At 55.5% G+C, this 25,939-nt stretch carries 22 protein-coding genes and 1 other RNA gene; 5 read left to right on the top strand and 18 right to left on the bottom strand.

The annotated features are described in order from the left end of the window. Nucleotides 1-17: 17 nt before the first annotated feature. The 7 genes from HP564_RS04440 to sufA are packed head-to-tail and all read right to left on the bottom strand — an operon-like array spanning nt 18 to nt 6,655. Nucleotides 18-1,022: a L,D-transpeptidase family protein gene (locus tag HP564_RS04440; RefSeq protein WP_371240527.1), complete on the bottom strand. Its 1,005-nt coding sequence runs from the start codon at nt 1,020-1,022 to the stop codon at nt 18-20. A 56-nt stretch (nt 1,023-1,078) separates the two neighbouring features. Continuing rightward, entirely contained in the window at nt 1,079-1,495 is a 417-nt protein-coding gene (gene sufE, locus HP564_RS04435) for a cysteine desulfuration protein SufE (protein ID WP_371240525.1), read from the bottom strand. Nucleotides 1,496-1,515: 20 nt separating this feature from the next. Beyond that, nucleotides 1,516-2,739: a cysteine desulfurase SufS gene (gene sufS, locus HP564_RS04430; RefSeq protein ID WP_371240687.1), complete on the bottom strand. Its 1,224-nt coding sequence runs from the start codon at nt 2,737-2,739 to the stop codon at nt 1,516-1,518. After that, nucleotides 2,739-4,016, bottom strand: coding sequence for a Fe-S cluster assembly protein SufD (gene sufD / locus HP564_RS04425; RefSeq protein WP_371240523.1), 1,278 nt, complete (start codon nt 4,014-4,016; stop codon nt 2,739-2,741). Before sufD ends, sufS begins: the two co-directional genes overlap by 1 nt. Then, entirely contained in the window at nt 3,991-4,737 is a 747-nt protein-coding gene (sufC, locus tag HP564_RS04420) for a Fe-S cluster assembly ATPase SufC (protein ID WP_371240521.1), read from the bottom strand. Before sufC ends, sufD begins: the two co-directional genes overlap by 26 nt. A gap of 42 nt (nt 4,738-4,779) precedes the next feature. Continuing rightward, nucleotides 4,780-6,273: a Fe-S cluster assembly protein SufB gene (gene sufB, locus HP564_RS04415; RefSeq protein WP_033747483.1), complete on the bottom strand. Its 1,494-nt coding sequence runs from the start codon at nt 6,271-6,273 to the stop codon at nt 4,780-4,782. 7 nt (nt 6,274-6,280) lie between these two features. Further along, nucleotides 6,281-6,655 carry a Fe-S cluster assembly scaffold SufA gene (sufA, locus tag HP564_RS04410; protein ID WP_371240518.1) on the bottom strand — a complete coding sequence of 125 codons (375 nt, stop codon included), beginning with the start codon at nt 6,653-6,655 and terminating at the stop codon, nt 6,281-6,283. A gap of 391 nt (nt 6,656-7,046) precedes the next feature. Between sufA and HP564_RS04405 the strand changes: the two genes are divergently transcribed. Then, complete coding sequence (locus tag HP564_RS04405; protein WP_371240516.1) at nt 7,047-7,451, top strand: hypothetical protein; 405 nt, start codon at nt 7,047-7,049, stop codon at nt 7,449-7,451. 33 nt (nt 7,452-7,484) lie between these two features. On the opposite strand, the gene HP564_RS04400 is transcribed toward HP564_RS04405, so the two are convergent. After that, nucleotides 7,485-10,538, bottom strand: coding sequence for an FAD-binding and (Fe-S)-binding domain-containing protein (locus tag HP564_RS04400; protein WP_371240514.1), 3,054 nt, complete (start codon nt 10,536-10,538; stop codon nt 7,485-7,487). A 205-nt stretch (nt 10,539-10,743) separates the two neighbouring features. Between HP564_RS04400 and ydiK the strand changes: the two genes are divergently transcribed. Together ydiK and rprA are read left to right on the top strand one after the other, a co-directional pair. Beyond that, a complete protein-coding gene (gene ydiK / locus HP564_RS04395) occupies nt 10,744-11,862 on the top strand; it encodes an AI-2E family transporter YdiK (protein ID WP_371240512.1) in 1,119 nt (372 codons plus the stop codon). 243 nt (nt 11,863-12,105) lie between these two features. Further along, an RNA gene (gene rprA, locus HP564_RS04390) (antisense sRNA RprA) lies at nt 12,106-12,214 on the top strand. A 60-nt stretch (nt 12,215-12,274) separates the two neighbouring features. On the opposite strand, the gene ppsA is transcribed toward rprA, so the two are convergent. After that, nucleotides 12,275-14,659 carry a phosphoenolpyruvate synthase gene (gene ppsA / locus HP564_RS04385; protein WP_371240510.1) on the bottom strand — a complete coding sequence of 795 codons (2,385 nt, stop codon included), beginning with the start codon at nt 14,657-14,659 and terminating at the stop codon, nt 12,275-12,277. A gap of 457 nt (nt 14,660-15,116) precedes the next feature. Here ppsA and HP564_RS04380 point away from each other — a divergent pair, with 457 nt between their 5' ends. Both HP564_RS04380 and HP564_RS04375 read left to right on the top strand, forming a co-directional pair. Continuing rightward, nucleotides 15,117-15,944, top strand: a complete 828-nt coding sequence (locus HP564_RS04380) for a pyruvate, water dikinase regulatory protein (protein WP_371240508.1) — start codon at nt 15,117-15,119, stop codon at nt 15,942-15,944. A 151-nt stretch (nt 15,945-16,095) separates the two neighbouring features. Beyond that, a complete protein-coding gene (locus HP564_RS04375) occupies nt 16,096-17,142 on the top strand; it encodes a 3-deoxy-7-phosphoheptulonate synthase (protein ID WP_371240506.1) in 1,047 nt (348 codons plus the stop codon). Nucleotides 17,143-17,146: 4 nt separating this feature from the next. On the opposite strand, the gene HP564_RS04370 is transcribed toward HP564_RS04375, so the two are convergent. From HP564_RS04370 to pheT, 9 genes are all read right to left on the bottom strand, one after another. Continuing rightward, entirely contained in the window at nt 17,147-18,583 is a 1,437-nt protein-coding gene (locus HP564_RS04370) for a YdiU family protein (protein WP_371240504.1), read from the bottom strand. A 139-nt stretch (nt 18,584-18,722) separates the two neighbouring features. Next, on the bottom strand, nt 18,723-19,454 hold the full coding sequence (locus HP564_RS04365; protein ID WP_371240502.1) for an EAL domain-containing protein: 732 nt from the start codon (nt 19,452-19,454) through the stop codon (nt 18,723-18,725). Nucleotides 19,455-19,757: 303 nt separating this feature from the next. Next, on the bottom strand, nt 19,758-20,219 hold the full coding sequence (locus tag HP564_RS04360; RefSeq protein ID WP_371240500.1) for a C40 family peptidase: 462 nt from the start codon (nt 20,217-20,219) through the stop codon (nt 19,758-19,760). A gap of 71 nt (nt 20,220-20,290) precedes the next feature. Continuing rightward, nucleotides 20,291-21,031 carry a vitamin B12 ABC transporter ATP-binding protein BtuD gene (btuD, locus tag HP564_RS04355; RefSeq protein ID WP_371240498.1) on the bottom strand — a complete coding sequence of 247 codons (741 nt, stop codon included), beginning with the start codon at nt 21,029-21,031 and terminating at the stop codon, nt 20,291-20,293. After that, nucleotides 21,032-21,577: a glutathione peroxidase gene (locus HP564_RS04350; protein ID WP_371240496.1), complete on the bottom strand. Its 546-nt coding sequence runs from the start codon at nt 21,575-21,577 to the stop codon at nt 21,032-21,034. A 40-nt stretch (nt 21,578-21,617) separates the two neighbouring features. After that, a complete protein-coding gene (gene btuC, locus HP564_RS04345) occupies nt 21,618-22,601 on the bottom strand; it encodes a vitamin B12 ABC transporter permease BtuC (RefSeq protein WP_371240494.1) in 984 nt (327 codons plus the stop codon). Nucleotides 22,602-22,700: 99 nt separating this feature from the next. After that, entirely contained in the window at nt 22,701-23,033 is a 333-nt protein-coding gene (locus tag HP564_RS04340) for a DUF2502 domain-containing protein (RefSeq protein WP_371240492.1), read from the bottom strand. 208 nt (nt 23,034-23,241) lie between these two features. Continuing rightward, nucleotides 23,242-23,544 (bottom strand): integration host factor subunit alpha, encoded by a 303-nt coding sequence (ihfA, locus tag HP564_RS04335; protein ID WP_033747517.1) that lies wholly within the window; start codon nt 23,542-23,544, stop codon nt 23,242-23,244. 4 nt (nt 23,545-23,548) lie between these two features. Further along, nucleotides 23,549-25,936, bottom strand: coding sequence for a phenylalanine--tRNA ligase subunit beta (gene pheT, locus HP564_RS04330; RefSeq protein ID WP_371240490.1), 2,388 nt, complete (start codon nt 25,934-25,936; stop codon nt 23,549-23,551). Nucleotides 25,937-25,939: the final 3 nt, after the last annotated feature.

Below are 25,939 nucleotides of genomic sequence, written 5' to 3'. Positions count from 1 at the left end.
TATGTTGTTGCGTCGGCCTACTCCGGCTGACTAACAGGGTTAAGCTGCGATTGCTGAGCCTGCTCCGCCACTTCTGCCGCTGGGCTCTGCCCCTCAACTGGCTCGCCACTTGATACCAGTACCGGCATACCTGAACGACGCGTCAGCGCAGCCTTGATCAGCACACTGTCGCTCTCTGGACTCTTGATAAATTTCTTCAGTGCAGGCGTGAGCGCCAGCGGCATGGTCTGCGGGTCGTCTTTATCACTGCGCGACAGTGGCTGATGAACTTCGATGTAGCGCTTGCCATCCGGCTCCACGGCGTACTTAACTGGCTGATTAATTACCTGCACGCGCGTACCTTTCGGCACGCTGTTAAACAGCGCTTCGATGTCGTGCGGACGCAGACGAATGCAGCCCGAGCTGACGCGCATTCCTATACCAAAATCGGCGTTGGTGCCGTGGATCAAATAATTGCCGCTGCCGCGTGCCAGACGCAGCGCGAACAGTCCCATGGGGTTTTCCGGACCGGCAGGCACTACCGCAGGTAAGGTAACGCCCTCTTTGGCATAGCGCTTGCGGATATTCGGCGTTGGTGTCCAGGTGGGATTCGGGATTTTCTGGCTGATGCTGGTTACCATCACTGGCGTGGCAGCGCCGAGCTGGCCAATACCGATGGGGTAAACAATGACGCTATCTTCGCCCTTGGGATAGTAATAGAGACGCAGTTCGGCAAGGTTTACCACAATCCCTTCACGCGGCGTATCCGGCAGCAGCATCTGCTGGGGTACAACCAGTTGCGTACCGGCTTTCGGTAGCCAGGGATCGGTGCCCGGGTTCGCTTCCAGCATGCTCAGCAGGCCAGTCTGATATTTCGCTGCAATGGCTTCCAGCGGGCGTTTATCATCAGGAACGATGGTTAACTGGTTTTCGCCGATAAGACGGCTGTCGGCAGGAGGAAGCGGATATTCGGTGGCAAAAGCGGGTGCGGCAAGTCCAACGCTTAGCAGCAGCACACCGGCGAAACGCAAAGCTGATTTCATGCAATCTTCTCTTTCAGATAAAAAAACAGACGCCTGTTGGCGTCTGTAAGTTTAACTCAGAGGAGATTTTGAGCGTTATGGCGAATTGACCGAATCATCGCCTCAAGGCCTTGCGACCGGGAGGGGGTCAGATGCTGGGTCAGGGCCAGCTCTTCAAACCAGTGGCGCACATCCAGCGCCACAATGTCAGACGCTGTCAGATTCTGATAGAGGCTAAACACTACTGCAATCAGTCCCTTAACAATGGCGGCATCACTGTCGCCCTCAAGCGCGATGGTGCCATCGCTCTGCGGCGTCATCTTGATCCAGACCTGACTCTGGCAGCCAGAGATCACATTCTCTGGCTGATGCAGGCTTTCAGAAGATTCCGGAAGTTTGGCACCCAGCTCAATGATGTAAAGATACTTCTCTTCCCAGTTGGCGCAACGGTTGAAGTTGCGCACCAGCTTTTCTTTCTCTGGCAAATTTGCCATGACGGACTCCTGAACTCTACTTAACCGCCCAGCAGACGATGAATACGGGTCAAACCTGCCGCCAGACGATCAACCTCTTCTTCACTGTTATAAAACGCAAAGGAGGCGCGGCACATGGCAGGCACGGCGAAATGACGCATCAGCGGCATAGCGCAATGGTGACCCGTGCGAATGGCGATACCGTATTGATCGAGGAAGCTACCCACGTCATAGGCGTGGTGCTTGCCCAGGTTAAATGCAATTACGCCTGCACGATCCTGCGGGCCATAAATGATGATATCCGGCACCGAGGCGAGTTTATCGAGGGCGTAGCGCATCAGCAGCTGTTCGCGCTGCTGAATGACATCAAGACCCAGCTCTTCCACGTAGCGTAACGCCGCACCAAAGCCGATGATACCCCCGGTATTAGGCGTGCCCGCTTCAAAACGCCAGGGTGCTTTATTCCAGGTGGTGCCAGTGGGCAGCACAACCTGATCGATCATCGAACCGCCGCCTTCCCAGGGCGGCATCTCGTCGAGCAGCGCTTTGCGCCCATAGAGAATGCCTACGCCATTAGGACCGTACAGTTTATGGCTCGAGAAGACATAAAAGTCGCAGTCAATATCCTGTACGTCGACCTTACCGTGCATAACCGCCTGTGCGCCATCCACCAGGGTGACTAGGCCAGCCGCTTTTGCCTGCGCGACCAGCGCACGAACCGGGTTAACGGTTCCGAGCACGTTTGACACGTGCGTCACTGCCAGCAGGCGCGTGCGGCTGTCGATCAGACCCGCGAGTGCCTCCACCGCCAGCTCACCGTTATCGTTCAGCGGCAGCACGCGGATTTCCGCGCCGGTGCGCTGGGCAACCATTTGCCACGGCACGATATTTGCGTGGTGCTCCATCTCGGTAACGATCAGGTTATCGCCAGCCGTCAGCTGGCTTGCACCCCAGCTGTTTGCCACCAGGTTAATCCCCTCGGTGGTGCCTTTGACGAACACAATCTCTTCCGGCGAAGAGGCATTAAGGAAACGCGCCGCCTGCAGGCGGACGTTTTCCATATCGCTGGTGGCCTGCGCACTCAGGCTGTGAATACCGCGATGCACGGCCGCATAGCCGTGCTGGTAAAAATGGCTTTCGGCGTTGATCACCGCCAGCGGACGTTGAGCGCTGGCCGCGCTGTCAAGATAGGCCAGCGGATGACCGTTGACCTCACGCGTCAGGATGGGAAAATCAGCCCTGATACGTTCGAGATCGAAGTTCATCATGAGGTCTCTCCAGGGAAACGCGCCGCGATGCGATGCAGGACCGCCTGACGCAGCGTCTCATCATCCAGCGCTTCGGTCAGCTCGGCCGCAAATGCGTGAATAATCATCTGCTGGGCAGCCTCTTCTGCAATACCGCGCGAGCGCAGGTAGAACATCTGCTCATCATCAATGCGGCCGATGGTTGCACCGTGGCTACACTTCACGTCGTCAGCATAGATTTCCAGCTGCGGCTTGGTATCCACTTCAGCCAGACGACCCAGCAACAGGTTGTTGTTAGTCATCTGCCCGTCGGTTTTCAGGGCGTGCTGTGCCACTTTGATGTGGCCGTTAAACACCGCGCGGCCTTTATCGCGCGAAATGGTTTTGTGCAGCTGGCGGCTCAGGCAGTAGCCTTTATTATGCTCCAGATAGCTGCGGGTATCCGCTACCTCTGCATTCATCGGCAGCACCAGGCTGTTTAGCGACAGCTGGGTATTTTCGCCGTTAAGCTGCACGCTGGTGTTATGACGTGAAAGACCTGCACCCAGCAGGAAGCTGGTGCTGCTCACCTGCGCATCGCGACCAATAACAATATCGTTATGCGCGAAGTGGTAACTGCTGCTCTCTTCAAACGCCAGCTTGACGTGTGTCAGCTGTGCATTGTCACCCACCGCAAAAGTGAAGCGTGCGCCGGTAAAATGCTGCGTACCGTTCAGCGTCACATAGTGCTCGATAACCTGCGCCTGCGCGCTCTCTTCCAGCTCAAAGTGGTGACGGTGATGCACGGTATTGAGCGCCTCAGCCTGTCCACTGGTGATATGCAGCAGATAAAGCGGACGGGCTGCCACTTTGCCACGCGCCAGGCGAACAGAAGTGACCTCTTCCGCCAGACTTTCGGTCAGGTGCAGAAATACTTCAGGCTGAACGGGGGCGGGCAGCGGACGACGCTCAGCGGCGCGGCTGTGCTGCACCTCAAACAGATCCGTCTCTGCCGTGCTCAGCGAAGGCTGAAACTGGCCGTCAACAAACACCAGACGAACAGCGTCAAGCGGCAGCGCAAGCGCGTCAGCCTGTGCCTGATCCAGCGTCTGTGCCTGCGGCAGCGCAAACTGGTGAGCAAGCAGGCCCTCCAGCGAGGTGTATTTCCAGTTCTCATGCTTGCGCGTCGGCAGGCCGACGCGCATCAGCTGTTGCCAGTGCTGCTGCGCCTGCAGTGAGCGCGACTCGCCGCGGGATTCAAACAGGTGGTGCCACTGTTGCAGCGCGTTATCACTCTTCGTCGGTAAGCCAGCCATAGCCTTGCTCCTCCAGCTGTTTCACCAGGGTAAAGTCGCCAGATTTGACGATCTTACCTTTGTACAGCACGTGCACGAAGTCTGGCTTGATATAGTCCAGAATACGCTGGTAGTGGGTGACAATGATAAAGGCGCGCTTGTCGTCGCGCAGGCTGTTGACACCTTCCGCTACGATTTTCAGCGCATCGATATCGAGACCAGAGTCGGTTTCATCAAGAATACAGAGTTCCGGCTCCAGCGCCGCCATCTGCAGAATGTCATTGCGCTTCTTCTCACCGCCAGAGAAGCCAACATTGACCGAACGGGTCAGCAGATCTTCCGGCATTTTCAGCAGATGGATTTTATCTTCGATAAAGTCCTGGAAATCAAAGCGGTCCAGCTCTTCATTACCGCGATATTTGCGCACCGCGTTTACGGCCGTTTGCAGAAAGAACTGGTTGCTGACGCCTGGGATCTCAACCGGGTACTGAAACGCCATGAAGATGCCTTCGCCTGCGCGCTCTTCCGGGTCCAGCTCCAGCAGATCTTTGCCTTTGAACGTGACGGAACCGCCGGTGATTTCATAATCTTCCCGGCCAGCCAGCGTTGCAGAGAGCGTACTTTTGCCTGAGCCGTTCGGCCCCATAATGGCATGGACTTCGCCCGGTTTTACTTCAAGGTTAAGACCGCGCAGAATCTCTTTATCTTCAACGCTAACCTGTAAATCTTTAATGCTTAACATACTTATTCCTTCACATTGCTTCCGGCAACGCGTGTGACGGCATCAGCCCACACTGTGCTCAAGGCTGATGGCTAACAGTTTTTGTGCTTCCACGGCAAATTCCAGCGGCAGCTCAGAGAAAACATCTTTACAGAAGCCGTTGACGATCATGGAGATCGCATCTTCTTCACTGATACCGCGCTGCAGGCAGTAGAACAGCTGATCTTCACCAATGCGCGAGGTGGTCGCCTCATGCTCCAGCTGGGCGGTATTGTTGCGGGTTTCTACATACGGGAAGGTATGTGCGCCGCAATCCGGGCCGATCAGCATCGAGTCACACTGCGTAAAGTTACGGGCATTTGTAGCAGTCGGCATGATTTTAACCAGACCACGGTAGGTATTCTGGCTCTTACCGGCCGAGATACCCTTTGAGATGATGGTCGATTTGGTGTTTTTACCAATGTGGATCATCTTGGTGCCGGTATCCGCCTGCTGGCGACCGCTGGTGAGTGCAACAGAGTAGAACTCACCAATAGAGTTATCACCGCGCAGAATGCAGCTCGGGTATTTCCAGGTAATAGCGGAACCGGTCTCGGACTGCGTCCAGGACATTTTGCTGTTCTCACCTTCACACAGGGCACGCTTGGTTACGAAGTTCAGAATACCGCCTTCGCCTTCCCCACCCGGGAACCAGTTCTGCACGGTAGAATATTTCACTTCTGCATTTTTATGAATGATCACCTCTACCACTGCCGCATGCAGCTGATAGGTGTCACGCACCGGCGCTGAACAGCCTTCGATATAGCTGACGTAGCTGTCTTCATCCGCAATCAGGATGGTACGCTCAAACTGACCCGTTTTTGCCGCATTGATGCGGAAATAGGTCGACAGCTCCATGGGACAACGAACCCCTTTCGGGATATAGACAAACGTTCCGTCCGAGGCGACCGCTGAGTTCAGCGCCGCAAAGAAGTTGTCATTGGCTGGTACGACGGTGCCCAGATATTTCTGTACCAGCTCAGGGTGCTCCTGAATCGCTTCGCCGAAAGAGCAGAAAATAATGCCCTGCTCCGCCAGCTTGCCACGATAGGTGGTGGCCACGGAGACGGAGTCGAATATCGCATCGACCGCGACTTCACGACCTTCACGCACCGGTACGCCAAGCTGATCGAACGCTTTTTCCACTTCCTGCGTCAGGTAGGTGTTGGTCTCTTCGATACCTGACGACTGTAGCGCACCCGGCTCGGAGGCGCAGCTGTCATCGCAGTTGCCGCATGACGGGGCCGAGTAGTAGCTGTAATCCTGGTAATCGAGCTTGTCGTAGTGCGCTTTCAGCCAGTGTGGCTCTTCCATTTCCAGCCAGGCGCGAAAGGCTTTAAGACGAAACTCCAGCATCCACTCTGGCTCGTTACGTTTAGCCGAGATCGCGCGCACCACATCTTCATTGATGCCGTGCGCCATTTCGTCGGTTTGCAACTGGGTAAAGAAGCCCTCTTTATAATTGAGCTTGCCTTCCCACATTTGTACATCGTCAGATGTTTCGCTGTGTCGTGACATATTTCACTTACTCGACGCCAAAGCTTTCACCGCACCCGCAGGCGTGCTGAGCTTTAGGGTTGTTGAATTTAAAGATCTGGTTCAGGCCTTCGCGGACATAATCCACTTCGGTGCCATCGATAAACGGCATGGCCTGGAGCGGCACATAAAGTGATGCGCCGTTGTGCGTGAACTGAAGATCGTCATCGGCTGGCGTTTTTACCAGATCCATGACGTAACCGAAACCGGCGCAGCCGGATTGCTTCACTCCCAGGTGCAGACCTTTAACTTCAGGATCTTGCGCTACCAGGGTAAGAATTTGCTTTGCAGCAGAATCTGTCAGCGTGACCCCTTTCCAGATAAAATCATCAGGCGAAAAAGTTGCTGCATTTTCAGATGCCATGTTGATACCTCGTAAGTCCGGACCTTTTCAGGCTATCCCCCTATGGTAAGGATCTGGACGATCACTTCAACCTCTTGTTTTGCAGGGATAATCATCTAGTGCTATTTTTCATTGCTGATTAATTAAGCATAGTCGCTTCACAGCGCTTTGCGGCAGGCCAGCGGGCGCACCCATCGCACGGCTAACCTGTTAAAAATACGTAAAAAAATTTTCAGCCAGTTATTAATAAAATCTTATTGATAGGTTACTCCTTTATTCATCCCAAGAGGATTGTTCCTGCCGATTTTATTAACAGGCTAAGTAAATCATAAAAAGTTTTTCTGTCGCGTCATTGCAATCCACACCCAGTTGAATATGATAATTATTATCATTAACCACCTGAGTTGGCCCCATGATGCTATCTGTCTCCGCCTGGTTACAACACAAGATCGACGATTACCACTTTTCGATACGCGACATAACTGTCGATTTCTACCTGGCTGAGGCAAAACTTAACCGGGCCGACTGTACAATTCATCAGCTGCGTCAGTTTAATGACACCTGTCTGGATATGGCCGAAATTTGTCAGGTTAACGGAGACGACCAGAGCTATCTCCACGCTATGGGCAAACTGCACCACCGTCTGGTGCAGGAGATGAGCAACAGCGACCGCGATCGTCTGTTCCGCATTCAGGCCTATCAGCTGGCGCGGCTCTCGCTCACCACACTTTGTCATCAGCTCGCCCTGGTGGGAAAGTGGGACAACGCCACGGTCTTGCAGAGCGACTTTGTGCGTCACGCGGGCTGGATATTCTAATCCAGCCACGCAGTAACGTCGCGCACAATTTTTTTACATCATTTCCAGCAGCGCCTGCAGCGGATGGCGCATGCCATTACCTTCCAGCCTTTTGACCTGACTGCGGCAGGAGAACCCCGTCGCCAGACAGCGCTGACGCGGAAGTTTTTGCAGCTGCGGGTGCCAGGAAAGCCCGTAGATGCCAAGCGAGTTTTCGAGATTTTTGCTCTCATGCCCGTATGTCCCTGCCATACCGCAACAGCCTACGTTGACGTTTTCCAGCCTCGCGCCGAAGCGAGAGAAAATGGCCTGCCACTGGCCGGGCGTATTCGGCAGCGCCGTCACTTCGGTACAGTGCGCAAACAGATACCAGCTTTCGCCGCTGCTCTGCTGCACCGCACGCGCACTCACCACGTCACCCAGCCATTCATGAACCAGTTGCACATGGAACGCGCCCCGCTGCTCACCAAGCACCTGCTTATATTCGTCGCGGTAGCAAAGCACCGTGGCGGGGTCGACCCCAACCATCGGTATCGCCAGTTTCGCCACGCGATTGAGGAAGTCAGCTGTTTTACCTGCGGTGCGTGCAAAGCGCTGTAGAAAGCCCTTCACGTGTTGCGCCTTGCCGTTGGGTTTGAACGGCAGCAGCACTGGTCGCCGCCCCAGCTTCTCAATCAGGCGGATAAAGTCGGCAATCAGCTGCGCTTCATAGAAGCTGGTGAACGGATCCTGCACCACCAGCACATAGTCAGCGCGCTGGTCAGGCGACAGCGCTTCCAGCTGCTCCAGCGTCATATTCATCGCCGGATGGCCGCTCAGCGCCTGCTTCAGTGAGGGGGATGAGAGCAATGGCAGGTCAACCATGCCGATATGATTTTTACTTAGCTCGCGCATCCAGGGCTGCTTCAAAAAGAAGTTAAAGGTCCTGGGCGCTTTCGCCATAAGTGGCGCATAGCTCTCGACGGCGGCCACCAGATGGTCACTCACCGGTCGCAGGTAGCGCGTATGGTAGAGCTGTAAAAAACGGGCGCGAAAGTCCGGGACATCGATTTTAATCGGACACTGGGTTGAGCAGGCTTTGCAGGCCAGGCAGCCTGACATCGCCTCATGCACTTCGTGAGAGAAATCATATTCACCTTTGCTGGCATGCCAGCTGTTACGCACGCGGCCGATTAAGGCGCGCAGCGACAGCTGTTTCTCCGGCAGCTGTTTCTCCAGCTCAGCGGGATCGACGCCCTGCTCCGCCAGCAGACGCAGCCACTCTCGTGTCAGCGTCGCTCGCCCTTTAGGTGAATGAATACGGTTGCGGGTAATTTTCATTGAGGGACACATGGGGCTGCGCGCATCAAAGTTAAAGCAGAGCCCGTTACCGTTGCACTCCATCGCACCCCGCCAGTCGCTGCGCACCGTCAGCGGGATCTGGCGGTCATAGCTGCCGCGTTTGACCGCATCCACCTGCATCATCGGCTCGTTACTGCCAAGAGGGGTACAAATTTTGCCGGGATTCATGCGGTTGTCGGGATCGAACGCAGCCTTTATACGCCGCAGTTCTTCAAACAGGGTTTCGCCAAAAAACGCGGGGCTATACTGCGCGCGAAAGCCTTTACCGTGCTCACCCCACAGTAAACCGCCATAGCGTGCTGTCAGCGCCACCACCTCATCAGAGAGCGTTTTCATCAGCATCTCCTGCTGCGGGTCGCACATATCCAGTGCAGGGCGCACGTGCAGCACGCCCGCATCAACATGGCCGAACATGCCATAACTCAGGCCGTGGCTGTCAAGCAGCGCACGGAACGCCACAATATAGTCCGCCAGGTTCTCTGGCGGCACGGCGGTATCCTCAACAAAAGGGATCGGCTTGGCGCGCCCTTTAGCGTTACCCAGCAGCCCTACCGCTTTTTTGCGCATGTTATAGATGCGTTCAATGCCGTCGAGTTCCTGGCAGAGCTGATAACCGATCACGCCCCCCTCGCGCTGCGCCATCAGCATATCCAGTCGCGCGCAGAGCGAGCTGACCTGCTGTTCAATCAACGCGCCGTCATCGCCAGCGAACTCAACGATGTTCAGCCCCAGCATCTCTTTATCAGGCACATCGGTAATCAGTTCACGCACGGAATGCCAGACGATATCTTCGCGCGCCAGGTTAAGGACTTTGGAGTCTACCGTTTCAACCGACAGCGCTCTGGCCTCGACCATAAAAGGCGCATTACGCAATGCAGAGTCGAATGAGTCATATTTGATGTTTACCAGGCGACGCACTTTCGGGATTGGCGTGATATCGAGCCGTGCCTCGGTAATAAACGCCAGCGTGCCTTCCGCGCCGCAGAGAATACGCGTCAGATCGAAGGTCTGCATATCGTCGCTAAAGACGTGGCGCAGATCGTAGCCGGTAAGAAAGCGGTTCAGCTTTGGGAATTTTTCCAGAATCAGTTCACGCTGCTCGCGGCAGCGCGTCAGAACCTGCTGATAAATACGGCCTTCCGGCGTAGGCGTCTGCGCCAGCGTCTCCGCCAGCGCCGCGGCCATCGGTCGCGTATCAAGAATATCGCCGCCTAACAGCACTGCACGTAATCCCAGCACATGATCGGAGGTTTTACCGTACACCAGCGAGCCCTGCCCTGAGGCATCAGTGTTGATCATGCCACCCAGCGTGGCGCGGTTACTGGTCGACAGCTCCGGTGAAAAGAAAAAGCCGTAAGGCTTCAGCCACGCGTTAAGCTGGTCTTTTACTACGCCCGCCTCTACGCGCACCCAGCCCTGTTCAGGGTTGATCTCCAGGATGCGGTTCATATGGCGCGACATATCAACGACGATGCCCTGGTTTAGTGACTGACCATTGGTTCCCGTACCGCCTCCGCGCGGAGTGAAAACCAGTTCGCTAAAGCGCTCTTCGCCTGCCACGCGTGCAATTAACGCCACATCGGCGGTCGATCGTGGAAACAGCACCGCATCGGGTAACAGCTGGTAAATGCTGTTGTCAGTGGACATTAACAGGCGGTCGGCGTAGCTGGTGGCGGTATCGCCGGTAAAACCCTGCGCGTTGAGCGCTTCGAGGAATGTCAGCACCCGTTGAACGAGGCCAGGTGCCTGGGAAATCTGTGGGATCATTATGTAAGACCAGGATGTTGGAAATGTTTGCGTTGTCTTTTTTGTCTGAACGCTCCGTTTTAACACATTTTTTTGCCGCTGGCTGTTTTTTCAGGAAAGGTAAAAACCGCCCGGTTGTACTCTGTTTAATGTCAGTAAAATAGCTCATGATTGTGCCGGGCCTGTTTGCCCCCTAATGAAGGATTATTCGAGGTCGTTGTCCCCTATGAAAAACCTGCACCGCACGACAGATTTCCCGCAGATGCTGTTTACGCTGATGTTTATCCTGCTGATGATTGTCGCCTGCATCTGGATCGTTCAGCCTTTTATTCTGGGCTTCGCCTGGGCAAGCATGGTCGTTATCGCCACCTGGCCGCTGATGCTGCGCGTCCAGCGACTGCTCTGGAACCGCCGCTCACTGGCGGTGATCGTCATGACGCTGATGCTACTGCTGCTGTTCATTATTCCTATCGCACTGCTGGTCAATAGCCTGATTGACAACAGCGCCCCGGTGATTGCCTGGGCCACCCAGGGCCATATGGAGATGCCAAAACTGTTATGGCTGAGTGATATCCCGGCCATAGGCGACAACCTCTACTCCAGCTACCACAAGCTGATAGCGGGCGGCGGCTCCGCTATCCTGGCCAAACTGCAGCCCTATGTGGGCCGCACCACGGGCTTCTTCGTGGCGCAGGCTGGCCATTTTGGCCGACTGATGATTCATCTGGGTGTCATGCTGCTGTTCAGCGCGCTACTCTTCTGGCGCGGCGAGCAGGCTGCACAGGGCATACGTCACTTTGCCTTTCGTATGGCGGGCCGTCGCGGTGATGCCACCGTGCTGCTGGCAGGTCAGGCTATTCGCGCCGTGGCGCTCGGCGTGGTAGTCACGGCGCTGGTACAGGGCGTATTGGGTGGCATTGGGCTGGCGCTTTCGGGTATCCCCTATGCTACGCTGCTCACCGTTCTGATGATCCTTTGCTGTCTGGTGCAGATCGGACCGCTGATTGTGCTGGTTCCGGCGATAGTCTGGCTTTACTGGAGCGGGGATACTACCTGGGGTACGGTGCTGCTGATCTGGAGCTGCGTCGTCGGTACGCTGGATAACGTGCTGCGGCCAATGCTGATCCGTATGGGTGCTGACCTGCCGATGATTCTCATCCTCTCTGGCGTTATTGGCGGCCTGGTGGCTTTTGGTCTTATCGGGCTGTTTATTGGCCCGGTGGTGCTGGCGGTTTCCTATCGGCTGGTCTCTGTCTGGATGCATGAGGCACCCGCTCCCGCAGACGACCCGGCAAGCGTGGTCGATATATTATCCGATCACGACGAAGAGCAGCTGCCTTCCTGAAGCCAAACAAAGGGCGGTTAACTGCCCTTATTCATTTTCGTCACGTTACTATTTTTTTCATTAGCATTTTTTAAGATAAAACGTAGTTTTCAGCCCTGAGGCCGCACATCCAGAGTGAATAGTTTATTTTTCGCACTGTATTGACCAGCTTTACGCGCAAAAGAGGCGACAAAAGTTTACTGACTTTAAACTAATAAGAGGATTCTTAAAGACTCAGGACCGCGTGGTGAATAACATGATTCCTAAGTTTGAAATCAACCTACTGATTTTTAAACAACCTTTTTCCCCTGAGTAAAGTGAAGAATTGCTGTGTGTAGTCTTTGCCCATCCCCTGTGATGGGCTTTTTTTTGGCTGTCATAAAGTAAAAAGGCCAGCAAAGCTGGCCTTCAGAAAAGAAATTTACCCGGTAAATCATGCAGTTTTGCTTAAATCCGACAGTGACAGCCAGGTTTCAACCACCGTATCCGGGTTAAGTGACAAGCTGTCGATGCCCTCTTCCATTAGCCAGGCAGCGAAGTCCTGATGGTCAGAAGGGCCCTGGCCGCAGATGCCCACATATTTGCCCTGCTTTTTCGCCGCCTGAATCGCCATAGAGAGTAGCGCCTTCACTGCGTCATTGCGCTCATCAAACAGCGCTGAGACCACGCCTGAATCGCGATCCAGCCCCAGCGCCAGCTGTGTCATATCGTTTGAGCCAATTGAGAAGCCATCGAAGTGTTCGAGGAACTGCTCTGCCAGCAAGGCGTTAGAGGGGATCTCACACATCATAATCACCTTCAGGCCATTTTCGCCGCGCCTGAGGCCCTGACGTGCCAGCTCTTCTACCACCGCCTCTGCCTGCGCTACGGTGCGCACAAACGGAATCATGATTTCGACATTGGTCAGCCCCATCTCGTTACGCACGCGTTTTACCGCTTCGCACTCCAGTGCGAAACAGTCGCGGAAGCTGTCGGCCACATAGCGTCCTGCACCCCGGAAGCCCAGCATCGGGTTCTCCTCCTCCGGCTCATAGCGCTCTCCACCGACCAAATTGGCGTATTCGTTCGATTTGAAGTCTGAAAGGCGCACAATGACACGTTTTGGTGCAAAAGCCGCGCCCAGCGTTGCGATACCTTCAGTGAGGCGCGCAATGTAAAACTCAACCGGATCGTCAAAGCCCTTCATCATGCTGCGGATCTGCTGTTGCAGCTCTGGCGTTTGCTGATCAAACTCCAGCAGCGCTTTCGGGTGCACACCAATCATGCGATTGATAATGAACTCCAGACGCGCCAGGCCCACCCCTTCATTTGGCAGGCAGGCAAAGTCAAACGCACGGTCGGGGTTACCCACGTTCATCATAATTTTCAGCGGCAGATCGGGCATCTCATCAACCTGTGAGCTGGTTACGTCAAAATCGAGCAGGTCGCTATAGACGTAGCCGGTATCCCCCTCCGCACAGGAGACGGTGACCTTATTGCCATCTTTTAAACGATCGGTCGCATCGCCACAGCCGACGACTGCCGGGATGCCCAGCTCACGCGCGATAATCGCTGCGTGGCAGGTACGGCCTCCGCGGTTGGTCACGATAGCGGACGCTTTTTTCATGATGGGCTCCCAGTCCGGGTCCGTCATATCGGTCACCAGCACATCGCCTTTCTCAATGCGGTTCATCTCGCTGATATCGTGAATCACCTTCACTTCACCTGCGCCGATACGATGGCCAATAGCACGACCTTCAACCACGACGCTGCCTTTCCCTTGCAGGTTATAGCGCTCCATCACCTGGCCGTTAGAACGCACGGTTTCCGGACGCGCCTGAACAATAAACAGCTTACCCGTGTGACCGTCTTTGGCCCATTCAATGTCCATCGGGCGCTGGTAATGCTGTTCAATCAGCACGGCCTGCTGCGCCAGCGCCTGGACCTCTTCATCCGTGAGGGAGAAACGGTCACGTGCCTCTTCCGGCACGTCTTCAATGCGTACCTGTTCGCCGTGTGCTTGGGAGTCGGCGTAGACCATACGCACTTTTTTCGAGCCCATATTGCGGCGCACAATCGCAGGCCGACCGGCGGCCAGCGTCGGCTTGTGCACGTAGAATTCATCCGGATTGACGGCCCCCTGCACCACCATTTCGCCCAGGCCGAAAGCAGAGGTGATAAATACCACCTGATCAAAGCCCGACTCGGTGTCGATGGTGAACATCACGCCTGAAGAGGCGAGATCCGATCGCACCATGCGCTGAATACCGGCGGACAGGGCAACACCGCGATGATCGTAACCCTGATGCACGCGGTAGGAAATGGCGCGATCGTTGAACAGAGAGGCATAGACATGCTTTACGGCAATAATGACCGCATCATAGCCCTGCACATTGAGAAAGGTTTCCTGCTGTCCGGCAAAGGACGCATCCGGCATATCTTCAGCCGTGGCGGAGGAGCGCACGGCAAATGAGGCTTCAGCATCATCAGAAGAGAGCTGTTCGTACGCCTCGCGAATAGCCGTTTCCAGCTCCGGCTGGAACGGCGTATCCACGACCCACTGCCGGATCTGTTTGCCCGCTTTCGCCAGTTCATCTACGTCGTCAACATCGGTCTTGTCCAGTAAGTCGTAAATGCGCTGGTTAAGGCCGCTTTGATCGAGGAACTGATTAAACGCAAAAGATGTGGTCGCATACCCGTTGGGCACGGAAACGCCCAGCGACGACAAATTGGTAATCATTTCACCCAGAGAGGCATTTTTTCCTCCCACGCGATCCACATCATGCATGCCAAGCTGGTTATACCAGAGCACTAACGGCTGTTCGCCTGTAATGGACATCGAGATTATCCTTTTAACAATGAATGGGCACATGGAACATTTAGCTATTCGCAAAATTAGCCTGGCACAATGCCCAATTAATAACTAAGTGTTGAATCGTTAAAGCGCGGAAATTTGAGCAATTTAGGAATATTTCCGATACGCTTTTGCTGTTGCGCAAAAAGGGAATTTAAATCTAACGCTTTGAATGAGATGGTTTTCTCTTTTTTTCATTATCTTAGCGGCGTTTTTTGTTGCGCAACAGATGCGCGATTTATTTAGGGCAACCCACAAAAGACAAGGGAAATAAACAGATCAAAACGCTATTTCACTCTTTTACCGTTGCGTTGTTTTCTCACTTTTGCATGCGAAAAAACAGAAAGTTCACAAAAGTAAAATATGGATTTTTTATTTTGAGCAGGTCAGATGCATAATGCGGTTAACGTAACGAACATCTCTTTGCGAAAGGTAAACCTCGATGAGCAGCGAACGAAGCGTATTTTATATTTCAGACGGTACGGCAATTACCGCTGAAGTATTGGGACATGCCGTACTGTCGCAGTTTCCTGTGGGTATCAACAGCCTGACACTGCCCTTTGTCGAAAATGTGCAGCGTGCCCAGGCAGTTAAGGCGCAAATTAACGCGCTCTATCAGAAAAGCGGCGTCCGCCCGCTGGTTTTCTTCTCCATCGTCACCCCAGAAGTGCGTGACATCATTATGCAGAGCGAGGGATTTTGTCAGGATATTGTGCAGGCGCTGGTGGCACCGTTACAGGAGGAGCTGGGACTGGCACCTGCGCCTGTGGCACACCGGACGCACGGGCTTGACGCCAGCAATCTTGGCAAATATGACGCCCGCATCGCCGCCATTGATTACACCCTTGCTCATGATGATGGTATTTCCCTGCGCGGGCTCGAAGATGCACAGGTGATTTTGCTGGGCGTCTCGCGCTGCGGCAAAACCCCTACCAGCCTCTATCTGGCCATGCAGTTTGGCATCCGCGCCGCTAACTACCCTTTTATTGCCGACGATATGGATAACCTGAAGCTACCTGCGGCGCTGCGCCCGTTCCAGAATAAACTGTTCGGGTTAACCATCGATCCGGAACGTCTGGCTGCTATTCGCCAGGAGCGAGCGGAAAATACCCGCTACGCCTCAATGCGTCAGTGCCGGCTTGAAGTCGGTGAAGTTGAAGCGCTGTTTCGCACTCACCAGATCCGCTATCTCAACAGCACCAACTATTCGGTTGAGGAGATTGCGACCAAAATTCTCGACATCATGGGCCTGACGCGCCGCATGTACTGAACCGCAAACGGCAGCGTTTTGTAAACCGGCGCTGCCGACAGAAAAAATTTCATTTCAGTTTAAAGGGTTGCATTCGCAAACTAATAATTTATTGTGAGGATCATCACTTCCCGGTATGTCACCGTTGCGAAGAAAAGCTTTCGAGATCCTCATGACTAAAACAGATGAACTGCGTACGGCACGCATTGGCAGCCTGATCACGCCTGCGGCTCTGGCGGCTGAATACCCCCTTTCCCCTGACGTTGCAGAGAACGTTATCCAGGCGCGGCGACGTATCGCCCGTATTCTCACCGGTGAAGACCCGCGCCTGCTGGTCATTATTGGCCCCTGCTCCCTGCACGATCCGCGCGCGGCGCTTGATTACGCGCAGCGTCTGAATGCGCTGCGCACGCGCCATGCCGATCGCCTGGAGATCGTGATGCGTACCTACTTTGAAAAACCGCGCACCGTCGTTGGCTGGAAAGGTCTCATTTCCGATCCCAATCTGGACGGCAGTTTTGACGTCAATCGCGGTATCAGCCTGGCACGCCATATTCTGCTACAGATTAACCAGCTCGGTTTGCCCACCGCCACCGAATTCCTCGATATGGTCACCGGGCAGTTTATTGCAGATCTGATCAGCTGGGGCGCAATTGGCGCACGCACCACCGAAAGCCAGATCCATCGTGAAATGGCCTCTGCGCTCTCCTGCCCGGTCGGCTTTAAAAACGGCACAGACGGTAATGTGCGTATTGCGGTAGATGCCATTCGCGCTTCACGCGCCAGCCATATGTTCCTGTCACCGGACAAAGATGGCCAGATGACCATTTATCAGACCAGCGGCAATCCTCACGGCCATGTGATCCTGCGCGGTGGGAAAGCGCCCAACTACCACGCCGCTGATGTGGCGGCGGCGGCGGCCGATTTGCAAGCATTTGGCTTGCCGCAGCAGCTGGTAATCGATTTCAGTCACGGCAACTGCCTGAAGCAGCACCGTCGTCAGTCAGAGGTGGCGGCGGATGTTGCCCGGCAGATTCGTGCCGGATCGCGTGCGGTGGCCGGAGTGATGATTGAGAGCTTTATTGAAGAGGGAAATCAACAGGTGGCAGCGGGTCAGCCGCTGGTTTACGGCCAGTCGATTACCGATCCCTGCCTCGGCTGGCAGGATAGCGAAGCGGTGCTGTCGCTGCTGGCCGAGGCGGTAAACAGCCGTTTTTAAGCCGTTAGCTCGAGCAACTGACCTCCAGCGATTTTCCCCAGTCTGGCGGTCGCTGACGATATTCAGCGGCCGTCTGATCGCTAAACGGCTGTTGCAGCGCCTGATGCAGCCGTGCCAGCGCCCCGTTTTCACCTTTTTCCGCCTCCTCAATCGCCTGCTGCGCCAGATAGTTACGCAGCACGATGGCCGGGTTGGCAGCCTTCATTGCCTGCTGGCGGGTTTCATCGCTGACGCCCTCCTGTAACAGACGCGCACGATAGCGCTGATACCAGCGGTCAAATGCCTCTCGATCCACAAACTCATCGCGCAGCGGCGAACGCGCCTCCTGCTGCTGCGTGTCGCTCAGCAGGCGGAACGTTCGGGTATAGTCGCTGTGCTCCTGAGTCATCAGCGAGAGCAGATCCACCAGCAGCGCATTATCACCGCTGTCAGCCTGGGTGAATCCCAGCTTCGCGCGCATCCGCTCACCCCACACGCGCATCAGCTCTGGTTCATAGTGGCTCAGCGCCTGTTTGAGCTGGTCAACTGTCAGCAAACCAGACAGGGCATGCGCCAGTCGATTAAGGTTCCACAGGCCTGTCATCGGCTGATTTTCAAAGCTGTAGCGCCCCTGGTAATCGCTGTGGTTGCAGATAAAACCGGGCTGGTAGTCGTCCAGAAACCCATAAGGGCCATAATCGATTGTCAGCCCCAGCAGCGACATGTTATCGGTGTTCATAACGCCATGCGCGAAACCCACGCTTTGCCACTGCGCGATCAGGCGCGCCGTACGTTTTACGACGTCAGTAAACCATAACAGGTAGCAGTCAGGATCGTTCATCAGGTGCGGCCAGTGGTGGCGCAGCGCATAGTCTGCCAGTTGCTGCACCTTGTCCTGCTGCTGACTATAGAAGAAATGCTCAAAGTGGCCGAAACGGAGATGGCTTTCAGCGATACGCATCAGGGTGGCACCGCGCTCGGCAGTTTCGCGGTAGACCGGCTCGTCACTGACAGCGATCGTCAGGGCGCGGGTGGTGGGAATACCCAGATGATGCAGCGCTTCAGACGCCAGAAACTCGCGCACCGTAGAACGGATCACCGCGCGTCCGTCGCCCATACGTGAATAAGGGGTGAGACCCGCCCCTTTCAGATGCCAGTCAACTTTCTGGTCAGCGGAGAGACGCTGCTCGCCCAGCAAAATTCCACGCCCGTCACCTAACTGTCCGGCCCAGACGCCAAACTGATGGCCGCTGTAGACCTGAGCCAGCGGTGCCATACCCGGCAGCAGTGCGGCACCGTACCAGACGCCATGTCCCTCGCCGGCAAAAAGCTGCTGATCGACGCCCAGCGTCTGCGCCAGCGGGGCGTTATGGTAAAAGAGGCGTCCGCCTTCCAGCGCAGTGGGTGACTGTGCCGTATAGAAACCTGGCAGTTCGCGCTGCCAGCTATTATCAAACAACATAAACTCTCCCGAGCGGCAGCCAGGTCAGTCAGGGCCGTCGTCGTTTCAGAAAAACAGGTGTCGGGGCATCCCGTTACTAAAGTTCAGGTACGGGATACCGCCAAGTATAGTGGCGGGGAATCAATTACAACAGGCGAGCTTAATCAGGCGCGTAGCATGCATCGGCTATGAGCCTGCCAAGCGCCTCGGCTTTTACCGGTGGAAAAAGCGCGCCCTGAATCAGACCCTCCGGCAGGAAGGAGACTTTTTGCAGCAGCGCGTCATCGTCAATACCACAGATAATTATCTGCCGGGTATGACCGCTAATGTTATCTATAATGCTCTGAATAAAAGGCTGGAAAGCGGCGCGTTTTGCCAGCGCCTGAATAAACTGTCTGTCCAGTTTAATAGCATCGAACAGGTTATCGTAGACGGCACGGGTTGAGGATTTACCGGCACCAAAATGGGAGAGTGATAAACGGAACTGTTGTTTTAGAGAAAAAATAAGAGGATCATTAATTCCATTTGAAAGCTGCGGAAACGTTTCGCTGACGTCCAGTAATATAAAAGGCAGCTGTTTTATTTTGCGTATAAGTAATTCACTGGCCAGCAATGTCTTCGCCAGCTTTTCATCAATACGCAGGAATGCCAGAACATGATTTTTATCAAAAAAGTCACGATGCTGTTCCAGCAGGTTAATCTGAATGTGCAGCAGGCGTAACTGCTGCGTTTCATCGAGCTGCGGCAACAGCAAATCCTGCGGCAAGGTAACAGGCGCAGTGTCGTGAACAAACTGACTGACCATTTCAACGGCCATCAGTTGCCCGCCAGATGTGTAAACAGGATAAAACCAAATTTCCGACTGATAGTCGGCAGATAAATGAACTTTCATTTTTTACAGCCAGATAAAGTGGCGATTGGCGCATCGTATATCATCGAAATGTGGCAAGCAATAGTACCAAACGAGAGAAGAGATGGACATCTTTGCCGTTAAGTTTCGCTTTGCCCGCTGCACCATATCCCTAAGCCAAATAAGGGTAGCGTAACTGCCCTTTCCCTGAGAATTAATCTTCGCTGTTATTGATATCTTTATTTTCTCGCAACGTAAAGTACCATTTTAAATAAGACTTTAACCACTGGAACATTCACCGCTGCTATTTGCATCAGCAATAGAGCGCTGAGCAATTAATTTGGCTTAAATCCGGCGCGCCTGCCAGAACGCTTTTCGCCAGTAAACATTATCCAGTGAGGAACGGATTACGCCCTGGCTGGTGGAGGCATGAATAAAGGCATTATCGCTGTCGTAAATGCCGACGTGCAGACCATTTTCTCCGCGACCGGTTTTGAAAAACACCAGATCGCCGGGTTGCAGATCTGCCTTGCTGATCCGGGTGCCTGTATCGCTTTGCGCACGCGTGCTACGCGGTAGCTGTAAATCAAACTTGTCACGCATGGTCAGATAGACAAAGCCGGAACAGTCAACGCCGCCGCGACTCATTCCCCCATAGCGGTAAGGCGTCCCGCGCCAGGCGCTCAGCTGATCGTTAAGCTGCGCAACCACCATAATGGGGTCAGACAGTCGGCCGTTCACCGGCGGCGCGCGATGGCTGCTACATCCCGCCAGTATTAACACCAGTAAAATCACGCCCATCCGCATTCGCGCACATCCTCCTTTCATCGCAACGGCTCACTCTAGCGTCAGGCGCGCAGCGTGGCAAGACGCGCGCGTCAGGGGTGTGTCATCAACAGAGGACGTCCATCCAGCTCAAGCTGACGAAAAGAGATGGCGTAGAGGTCACTTAAACGCGCGGGCGTCAGAACAGCGGCCGCCGTCCCCTGCGCAACGACCCTGCCCTGCGCCATCAGCCAGACGCTGTCGGCATGGTGCAGCGTGTGGTTAAGATCGTGGCTGCTGGCAATCACGCAGAGGCCCGCATGACACAGTTCCACAATGTGCTGATGCACAGCCTGCTGCTGGGCAATATCCAGCCCGGTCATGGGCTCGTCCAGAATCAGCACCTTTCCCTGCGGATTCATATGGGGATCGATTTGGGCGAACACGGCCGCCAGCCTGACGCGCTGCCACTCGCCGCCGGAGAGCTGTGACAGCGGACGCCCCAGCTTGTCCAGCAGGTGCAGCCTTTCCAGCAGTCTGACAAGAGGCGCGTCTGACTGCACGGCCTGTAGATGCAGACGCAGATAGTGATAAACCGGCATATAACCCGGCGCCATCTGCTGCGGCAACCAGCCCCGCACTCGCGCCAGCGCCGGCCGTGGCCACGCGTGCAGCGGACGATCCAGCAACCTGATCTCGCCCTCGCCCTCCAGCAACCCCGCCATGAGCGCCAGCAGAGTGCTTTTACCTGCGCCATTTGGCCCAACCAGATGCAGTAGCCTGCCCGCTTCCACGCTGGCGGAAAAGGTCGCCAGCCGTCCTGCAATGGCGACCTCTGTGAGGCAGAAAACCATTTACTGCGCCAGCGCCTGCTCAATACTCTGCCGGATGGCGGCATCATCAGGCGTCATATCAGGCGTAAAGCGCTGCACAACCTTGCCGTGGCGGTCGATCAGGAACTTCTCAAAGTTCCAGAGGATGTCCCCCGGTGCCTTCGGCGCGCGGCCCTTGCTCACCTGACGTTCATAGAAGCCGCTGCCTTCAGGACGACGGGCATCCGGCTGCGCCGCCACCAGCTGGGCATAAAGCGGATGACGCGCTGCGCCGTTGACATCGCCTTTCGCCAGCAGCGGAAAGCTGACGCCATAGGTCGTGCTGCAAAACGTTTTAATTTCCTCGTTGCTGCCCGGCTCCTGCTCCAGAAACTGGTTGCAGGGAAAGCCCAGCACGCTAAACCCCTGCGCCTGATAGCGTTTCTGAAGCGCTTCCAGCTGCTCATACTGCGGCGTCAGGCCGCATCTGGACGCCACGTTCACCACCAGCAACACCTTGCCCTGCCACTTCTCCAGCGTGGTGTTCTCGCCATCAATCGTTTCCACTTCAGTTTGATAAAGGCTCATAAACGTATCCTTTGGTTTATTAGAGACAAGCCAGCCAGGGCTAGCGCGAAGATTTGATCAACAGCCCAATAAAGAGCGGCGCGCCAAGCGTCGCGGTCACCACACCAATGGGCAGCTCCGCGGAGGTCAGCGCCAGACGCGCAATAACATCAGCGGCAAGTAATACACCTGCGCCTGCCAGTGCCGATGCCGGTAACAGATAGCGATGATCGCTGATGCCGCTCAGCCGCAGCAAATGGGGAATAACCAGGCCGACAAAACCAATCGCCCCCGCCATCGCGACGCTGACGCCCACCAGCCAGCCCGTTGCCAGCACAAAGAGGTTGCGCCAGAAAAAGAGCGACAGGCCAAGCTGCTGTGCGGAGGTTTCTCCCAGCGCCAGCAGATTTAGCACGCGCGCGGTGGCAATCAGCCCGAGGATGACCGGCAACAGCGCCAGCATCATCCAGCGGTAGCGCCAGTCGATTCCGCTAAAGCCACCCATCATCCAGTACATCAGCTGGCGCAGGTCAAGGCTGGTGCTGAAATAGACCGCCCAGGTCATGACGGCGCTACAAATCATGCCGAGCGCAACGCCAGTGAGCAGCAGCCGCGTCACCGAGAGCTGCCGATGCGCGAAACAGAGCAGGATCAGGGTAATCAGCAGCGCGCCCGCCATGGCGGCCAGGCTGAGGCTCCACAGCGACCCGCTGCCAAACAGTACGCCAAGTACCAGGCCGATGCCCGCCCCGTTAGAGACGCCAAGCAGTCCGGGTTCTGCCAGCGGGTTGGTAAAAAGCGCCTGCATCACCACGCCACACACCGCCAGCGCCGCCCCCACCAGTACCACCGCCAGGGTTCGCGGCAGGCGCAGCTGCCAGACAAACAGCTGGCCACTGTCGCTCAGCCACTGCGACGGCGCGATCCAGCTGTCGCCGGCGCACAGGCTGAGAAGCGCTAACGCCAGCAGGATAAGGCCCAGCACAATTAATCCACGGCGGCTACGGCGATCCGCCTGATGAACAAGCTGCTCCAGCAGGGACATAAAAGAGGATTCACTCAGAAAACAGAGATTTGATTGTAGAGAGACTGGCAGAAAAAGAAAGGCTGGCGTGTGCGGCGCTGGAGAGCGCCGCACACGAGGTTAGTGCGCATGTGACGAGAGTGAAAGCCGCTCGCGATGCGGCTTTAGCGTGCCGTACAACGGCTTATCGTGGCTCGCCGCACGCCTGGCACGTTGAGGACGATGCGTTTGCCAGCTGCTGCCGTTCCAGTAGCCGTGTGACCCTTTTATCCCCAGCTTGCGGCCATGATGCGCTTGCCACCATTCAGCCGAGCGCCAGTCAAAACCATCCCAGTAGTTACCCTGCGCATTACGGTCGCCCGCATGGCGACTTGCTCCTGTTGCATTAGCGTGGCCAACATGGCTGACGCCAGCCAGCAGCAACATACCAAATAACAGTGCCGTTTTTCTCATCCGCAACCTCTCTTGTTTGCTGTCGGCGCAGTTATAACAAAAGCGTTTGCAGGGTCACTATCAGCGCGTGCCGATTTGCACGGTTTTTTGCAGATGCTTACACAAGTCTGACACCAGCGAAAAGAGCCGGCGGAACGGCAGACGATGTTACGCGGTACACCAATGAAAAAGGCCGCTTACGCGGCCTTTTTTTGAACACTGAAATCGGTCAGTCGTTATCTTTCGGAGAAGCATTTTCGACACGGCTTTTCAGCTTCTGACCCGGGCGGAACGTCACTACGCGGCGCGCAGTGATTGGAATATCTTCCCCCGTTTTTGGATTCCTGCCTGGGCGCTGATTTTTATCGCGCAGGTCGAAATTACCAAACCCAGACAGTTTAACCTGTTCACCATTTTCCAGAGCGCGGCGAACCTCTTCAAAAAACAGCTCCACCAGCTCTTTTGCGTCGCGTTTGCTCAGCCCAAGCTTTTCAAACAGGTACTCTGACATTTCAGCTTTTGTAAGCGCCATAGGTTCAATCCCTCAAGGTTGCCTGGAATCGCTCTTTTAATGCCGCAACACATTTGCCAACGGTCGCGGCAATCTCCTCTTCTTCGAGTGTCCGGCTGGTATCCTGCAAAATCAGGCTGATGGCGAGGCTCTTGAAACCCTCTTCAACACCCTTACCGCGGTACACGTCAAACAAGTTTACGCCAACTACCTGATTTACGCCAACTTTCTTACACTCGGCGATGATATCTGCTGCAGGGACGTTTTCAGCCACTACAACGGCGATATCGCGACGGTTTGCCGGGAAGCGAGAAATCTCGCGCGCATCAGGCAGGACGCGGTCTGCGACCTTATTCCAAAGCAGTTCAAAGACTAAGGTGCGGCCGTTGAGATCCAGCTTACGTTCCAGCTCAGGATGAACCACCCCGATAAATCCGATTCGTTCGTCCTGCAGATAAATAGCCGCGCTTTGCCCCGGATGCAGCGCCGGATTGGCTTCAGCACAGAAACGGATAGCGTCCAGTTTGCCGGTCAAATCGAGCAACGATTCTAAATCACCTTTTAAATCATAGAAGTCAACCGTCTGACGCGCCAGATCCCAGTGCTCTTCAAAGCGGTTGCCGCTTAATACGCCAGCCAGCATAAGATCCTGGCGAATACCCAAATCTGCCTGGGTATCAGGCACAAAGCGCAGGCCGCTCTCAAACAGGCGCACGCGGCTCTGCTGACGGTTCTGGTTATAAACCACGGCGCTCAGCAAACCGGTCCAGAGCGACAGGCGCATCGCCGACATATCGCTGGAGATAGGATTAGGCAGAATCAGCGCCTCTTCACCCGGATGCAGCAACTGCTGAATTTTCGGATCCACAAAGCTATAGGTAATCGCTTCCTGATAACCTTTGTCGACCAGCAGGCTTTTGACGCGTTTCAGGCTCAGACTGGCTTCGCGATGCTGCGTCATCTCCAGACCCGCCTGCACCGGCACGTCTGGAATATTGTTGTAGCCATAAACGCGCGCCACTTCTTCAATCAGATCTTCTTCAATCGCCATGTCGAAGCGCCAGCTCGGGGCAACGGCTTTCCACTCACCCTGACCTACGGTCACTTCACAGCCAAGACGCGTCAGAATATCGGTAACCTGCGCGTCAGACACGACGTGACCAATCAGGCGATCCAGCTTCTCGCGGCGCAGCGTAATGGTGGCGCGCGGCGGCAGCGATGCCTCATGCGTCTGATCGATAACCGGGCCCGCCTGACCTCCGCAAATCTCCAGCAGCAGCTGGGTAGCGCGCTCGATGGCTTTATGCTGCAAAGCCGGATCGACACCGCGCTCGTAGCGGTGTGACGCATCGGTATGCAGGCCGTGGCGGCGTGCGCGGCCGGTAATCGCCAGCGGATCGAACCAGGCGCATTCGAACAGAATGTTCTGCGTGGCGTCATTCACCCCCGAATGCTCACCGCCAAAGATGCCGCCCATCGCCAGCGCGCTGTGGTGATCGGCAATCACCAGCGTATCGCTGCTCAGCTTCGCTTCACTGCCGTCCAGCAGCGTCAGGGTTTCATCCTCTTTCGCCATACGCACCACGATGCCACCGTTAAGGCGGTCAAGGTCGAAAGCGTGCATCGGCTGGCCCAGCTCAAGCAGGACGTAGTTAGTGATGTCGACCACCGGATCGATAGAGCGAATACCGCAACGACGCAGCTTTTCACGCATCCAGAGCGGCGTAGCGGCTTTGACATTAATGCCCTTTACCACGCGGGCCAGATAGCGCGGGCAGGCGTCGGTTGCATCAACGCGAACAGGGAACGTATCCGCAATGGTGGCCGCAACCGGCTCAATGGCCGGTGCCGTAAGCGGCAGACCATTAAGTACTGCCACGTCACGCGCAATGCCGATGATGCCCAGGCAGTCCGCACGGTTGGGCGTGACGCTGATCTCAATGGTGTTGTCGTCAAGCTTCAGGTAGTCACGGATATTGGTGCCGACTGGCGCATCAGCGGGCAGTTCGATAATGCCGTTATGATCGTCGGAAATACCCAGCTCAGAGAAGGAGCAGAGCATCCCTTCTGACGGCTCACCGCGCAGCTTCGCCGCCTTGATTTTGAAGTCGCCCGGCAGCACAGCGCCTACGGTTGCTACCGCTACTTTCAGACCCTGACGGCAGTTTGGCGCGCCGCAGACGATATCCAGCAGGCGATCGCCGCCCACGTTGATTTTGGTGACGCGCAGTTTGTCAGCGTTCGGGTGCTGGCCGCACTCTACGACTTCCCCCACCACTACACCGTGGAAGGCACCGGCAACCGGGTCGACGCCGTCAACTTCAAGACCGGCCATGGTGATCTGTTCAGACAGTGCAGCGCTGTCCAGAGCCGGGTTTACCCATTCGCGTAACCAGAGTTCACTGAATTTCATTGG

This window comes from Pantoea sp. KPR_PJ (assembly GCF_041386365.1).
In the GTDB taxonomy this organism is placed as follows: Bacteria; Pseudomonadota; Gammaproteobacteria; order Enterobacterales; family Enterobacteriaceae; genus Pantoea.
The sequence above is the reverse complement of the archived record's forward strand: the minus strand, read 5'-3'. Positions and strand labels throughout refer to the sequence as shown.

Excerpts from the sequence above, each read along its gene's own strand:
- HP564_RS04440 (WP_371240527.1), bottom strand. The coding sequence starts at position 1,022 with ATGAAATCAGCTTTGCGTTTCGCCGGTGTGCTGCTGCTAAGCGTTGGA.
- sufE (WP_371240525.1), bottom strand. The coding sequence starts at position 1,495 with ATGGCAAATTTGCCAGAGAAAGAAAAGCTGGTGCGCAACTTCAACCGT.
- sufS (WP_371240687.1), bottom strand. The coding sequence starts at position 2,739 with ATGAACTTCGATCTCGAACGTATCAGGGCTGATTTTCCCATCCTGACG.
- sufD (WP_371240523.1), bottom strand. The coding sequence starts at position 4,016 with ATGGCTGGCTTACCGACGAAGAGTGATAACGCGCTGCAACAGTGGCAC.
- sufC (WP_371240521.1), bottom strand. The coding sequence starts at position 4,737 with ATGTTAAGCATTAAAGATTTACAGGTTAGCGTTGAAGATAAAGAGATT.
- sufB (WP_033747483.1), bottom strand. The coding sequence starts at position 6,273 with ATGTCACGACACAGCGAAACATCTGACGATGTACAAATGTGGGAAGGC.
- sufA (WP_371240518.1), bottom strand. The coding sequence starts at position 6,655 with ATGGCATCTGAAAATGCAGCAACTTTTTCGCCTGATGATTTTATCTGG.
- HP564_RS04405 (WP_371240516.1), top strand. The coding sequence starts at position 7,047 with ATGATGCTATCTGTCTCCGCCTGGTTACAACACAAGATCGACGATTAC.
- HP564_RS04400 (WP_371240514.1), bottom strand. The coding sequence starts at position 10,538 with ATGATCCCACAGATTTCCCAGGCACCTGGCCTCGTTCAACGGGTGCTG.
- ydiK (WP_371240512.1), top strand. The coding sequence starts at position 10,744 with ATGAAAAACCTGCACCGCACGACAGATTTCCCGCAGATGCTGTTTACG.
- ppsA (WP_371240510.1), bottom strand. The coding sequence starts at position 14,659 with ATGTCCATTACAGGCGAACAGCCGTTAGTGCTCTGGTATAACCAGCTT.
- HP564_RS04380 (WP_371240508.1), top strand. The coding sequence starts at position 15,117 with ATGAGCAGCGAACGAAGCGTATTTTATATTTCAGACGGTACGGCAATT.
- HP564_RS04375 (WP_371240506.1), top strand. The coding sequence starts at position 16,096 with ATGACTAAAACAGATGAACTGCGTACGGCACGCATTGGCAGCCTGATC.
- HP564_RS04370 (WP_371240504.1), bottom strand. The coding sequence starts at position 18,583 with ATGTTGTTTGATAATAGCTGGCAGCGCGAACTGCCAGGTTTCTATACG.
- HP564_RS04365 (WP_371240502.1), bottom strand. The coding sequence starts at position 19,454 with ATGAAAGTTCATTTATCTGCCGACTATCAGTCGGAAATTTGGTTTTAT.
- HP564_RS04360 (WP_371240500.1), bottom strand. The coding sequence starts at position 20,219 with ATGCGGATGGGCGTGATTTTACTGGTGTTAATACTGGCGGGATGTAGC.
- btuD (WP_371240498.1), bottom strand. The coding sequence starts at position 21,031 with ATGGTTTTCTGCCTCACAGAGGTCGCCATTGCAGGACGGCTGGCGACC.
- HP564_RS04350 (WP_371240496.1), bottom strand. The coding sequence starts at position 21,577 with ATGAGCCTTTATCAAACTGAAGTGGAAACGATTGATGGCGAGAACACC.
- btuC (WP_371240494.1), bottom strand. The coding sequence starts at position 22,601 with ATGTCCCTGCTGGAGCAGCTTGTTCATCAGGCGGATCGCCGTAGCCGC.
- HP564_RS04340 (WP_371240492.1), bottom strand. The coding sequence starts at position 23,033 with ATGAGAAAAACGGCACTGTTATTTGGTATGTTGCTGCTGGCTGGCGTC.
- ihfA (WP_033747517.1), bottom strand. The coding sequence starts at position 23,544 with ATGGCGCTTACAAAAGCTGAAATGTCAGAGTACCTGTTTGAAAAGCTT.
- pheT (WP_371240490.1), bottom strand. The coding sequence starts at position 25,936 with ATGAAATTCAGTGAACTCTGGTTACGCGAATGGGTAAACCCGGCTCTG.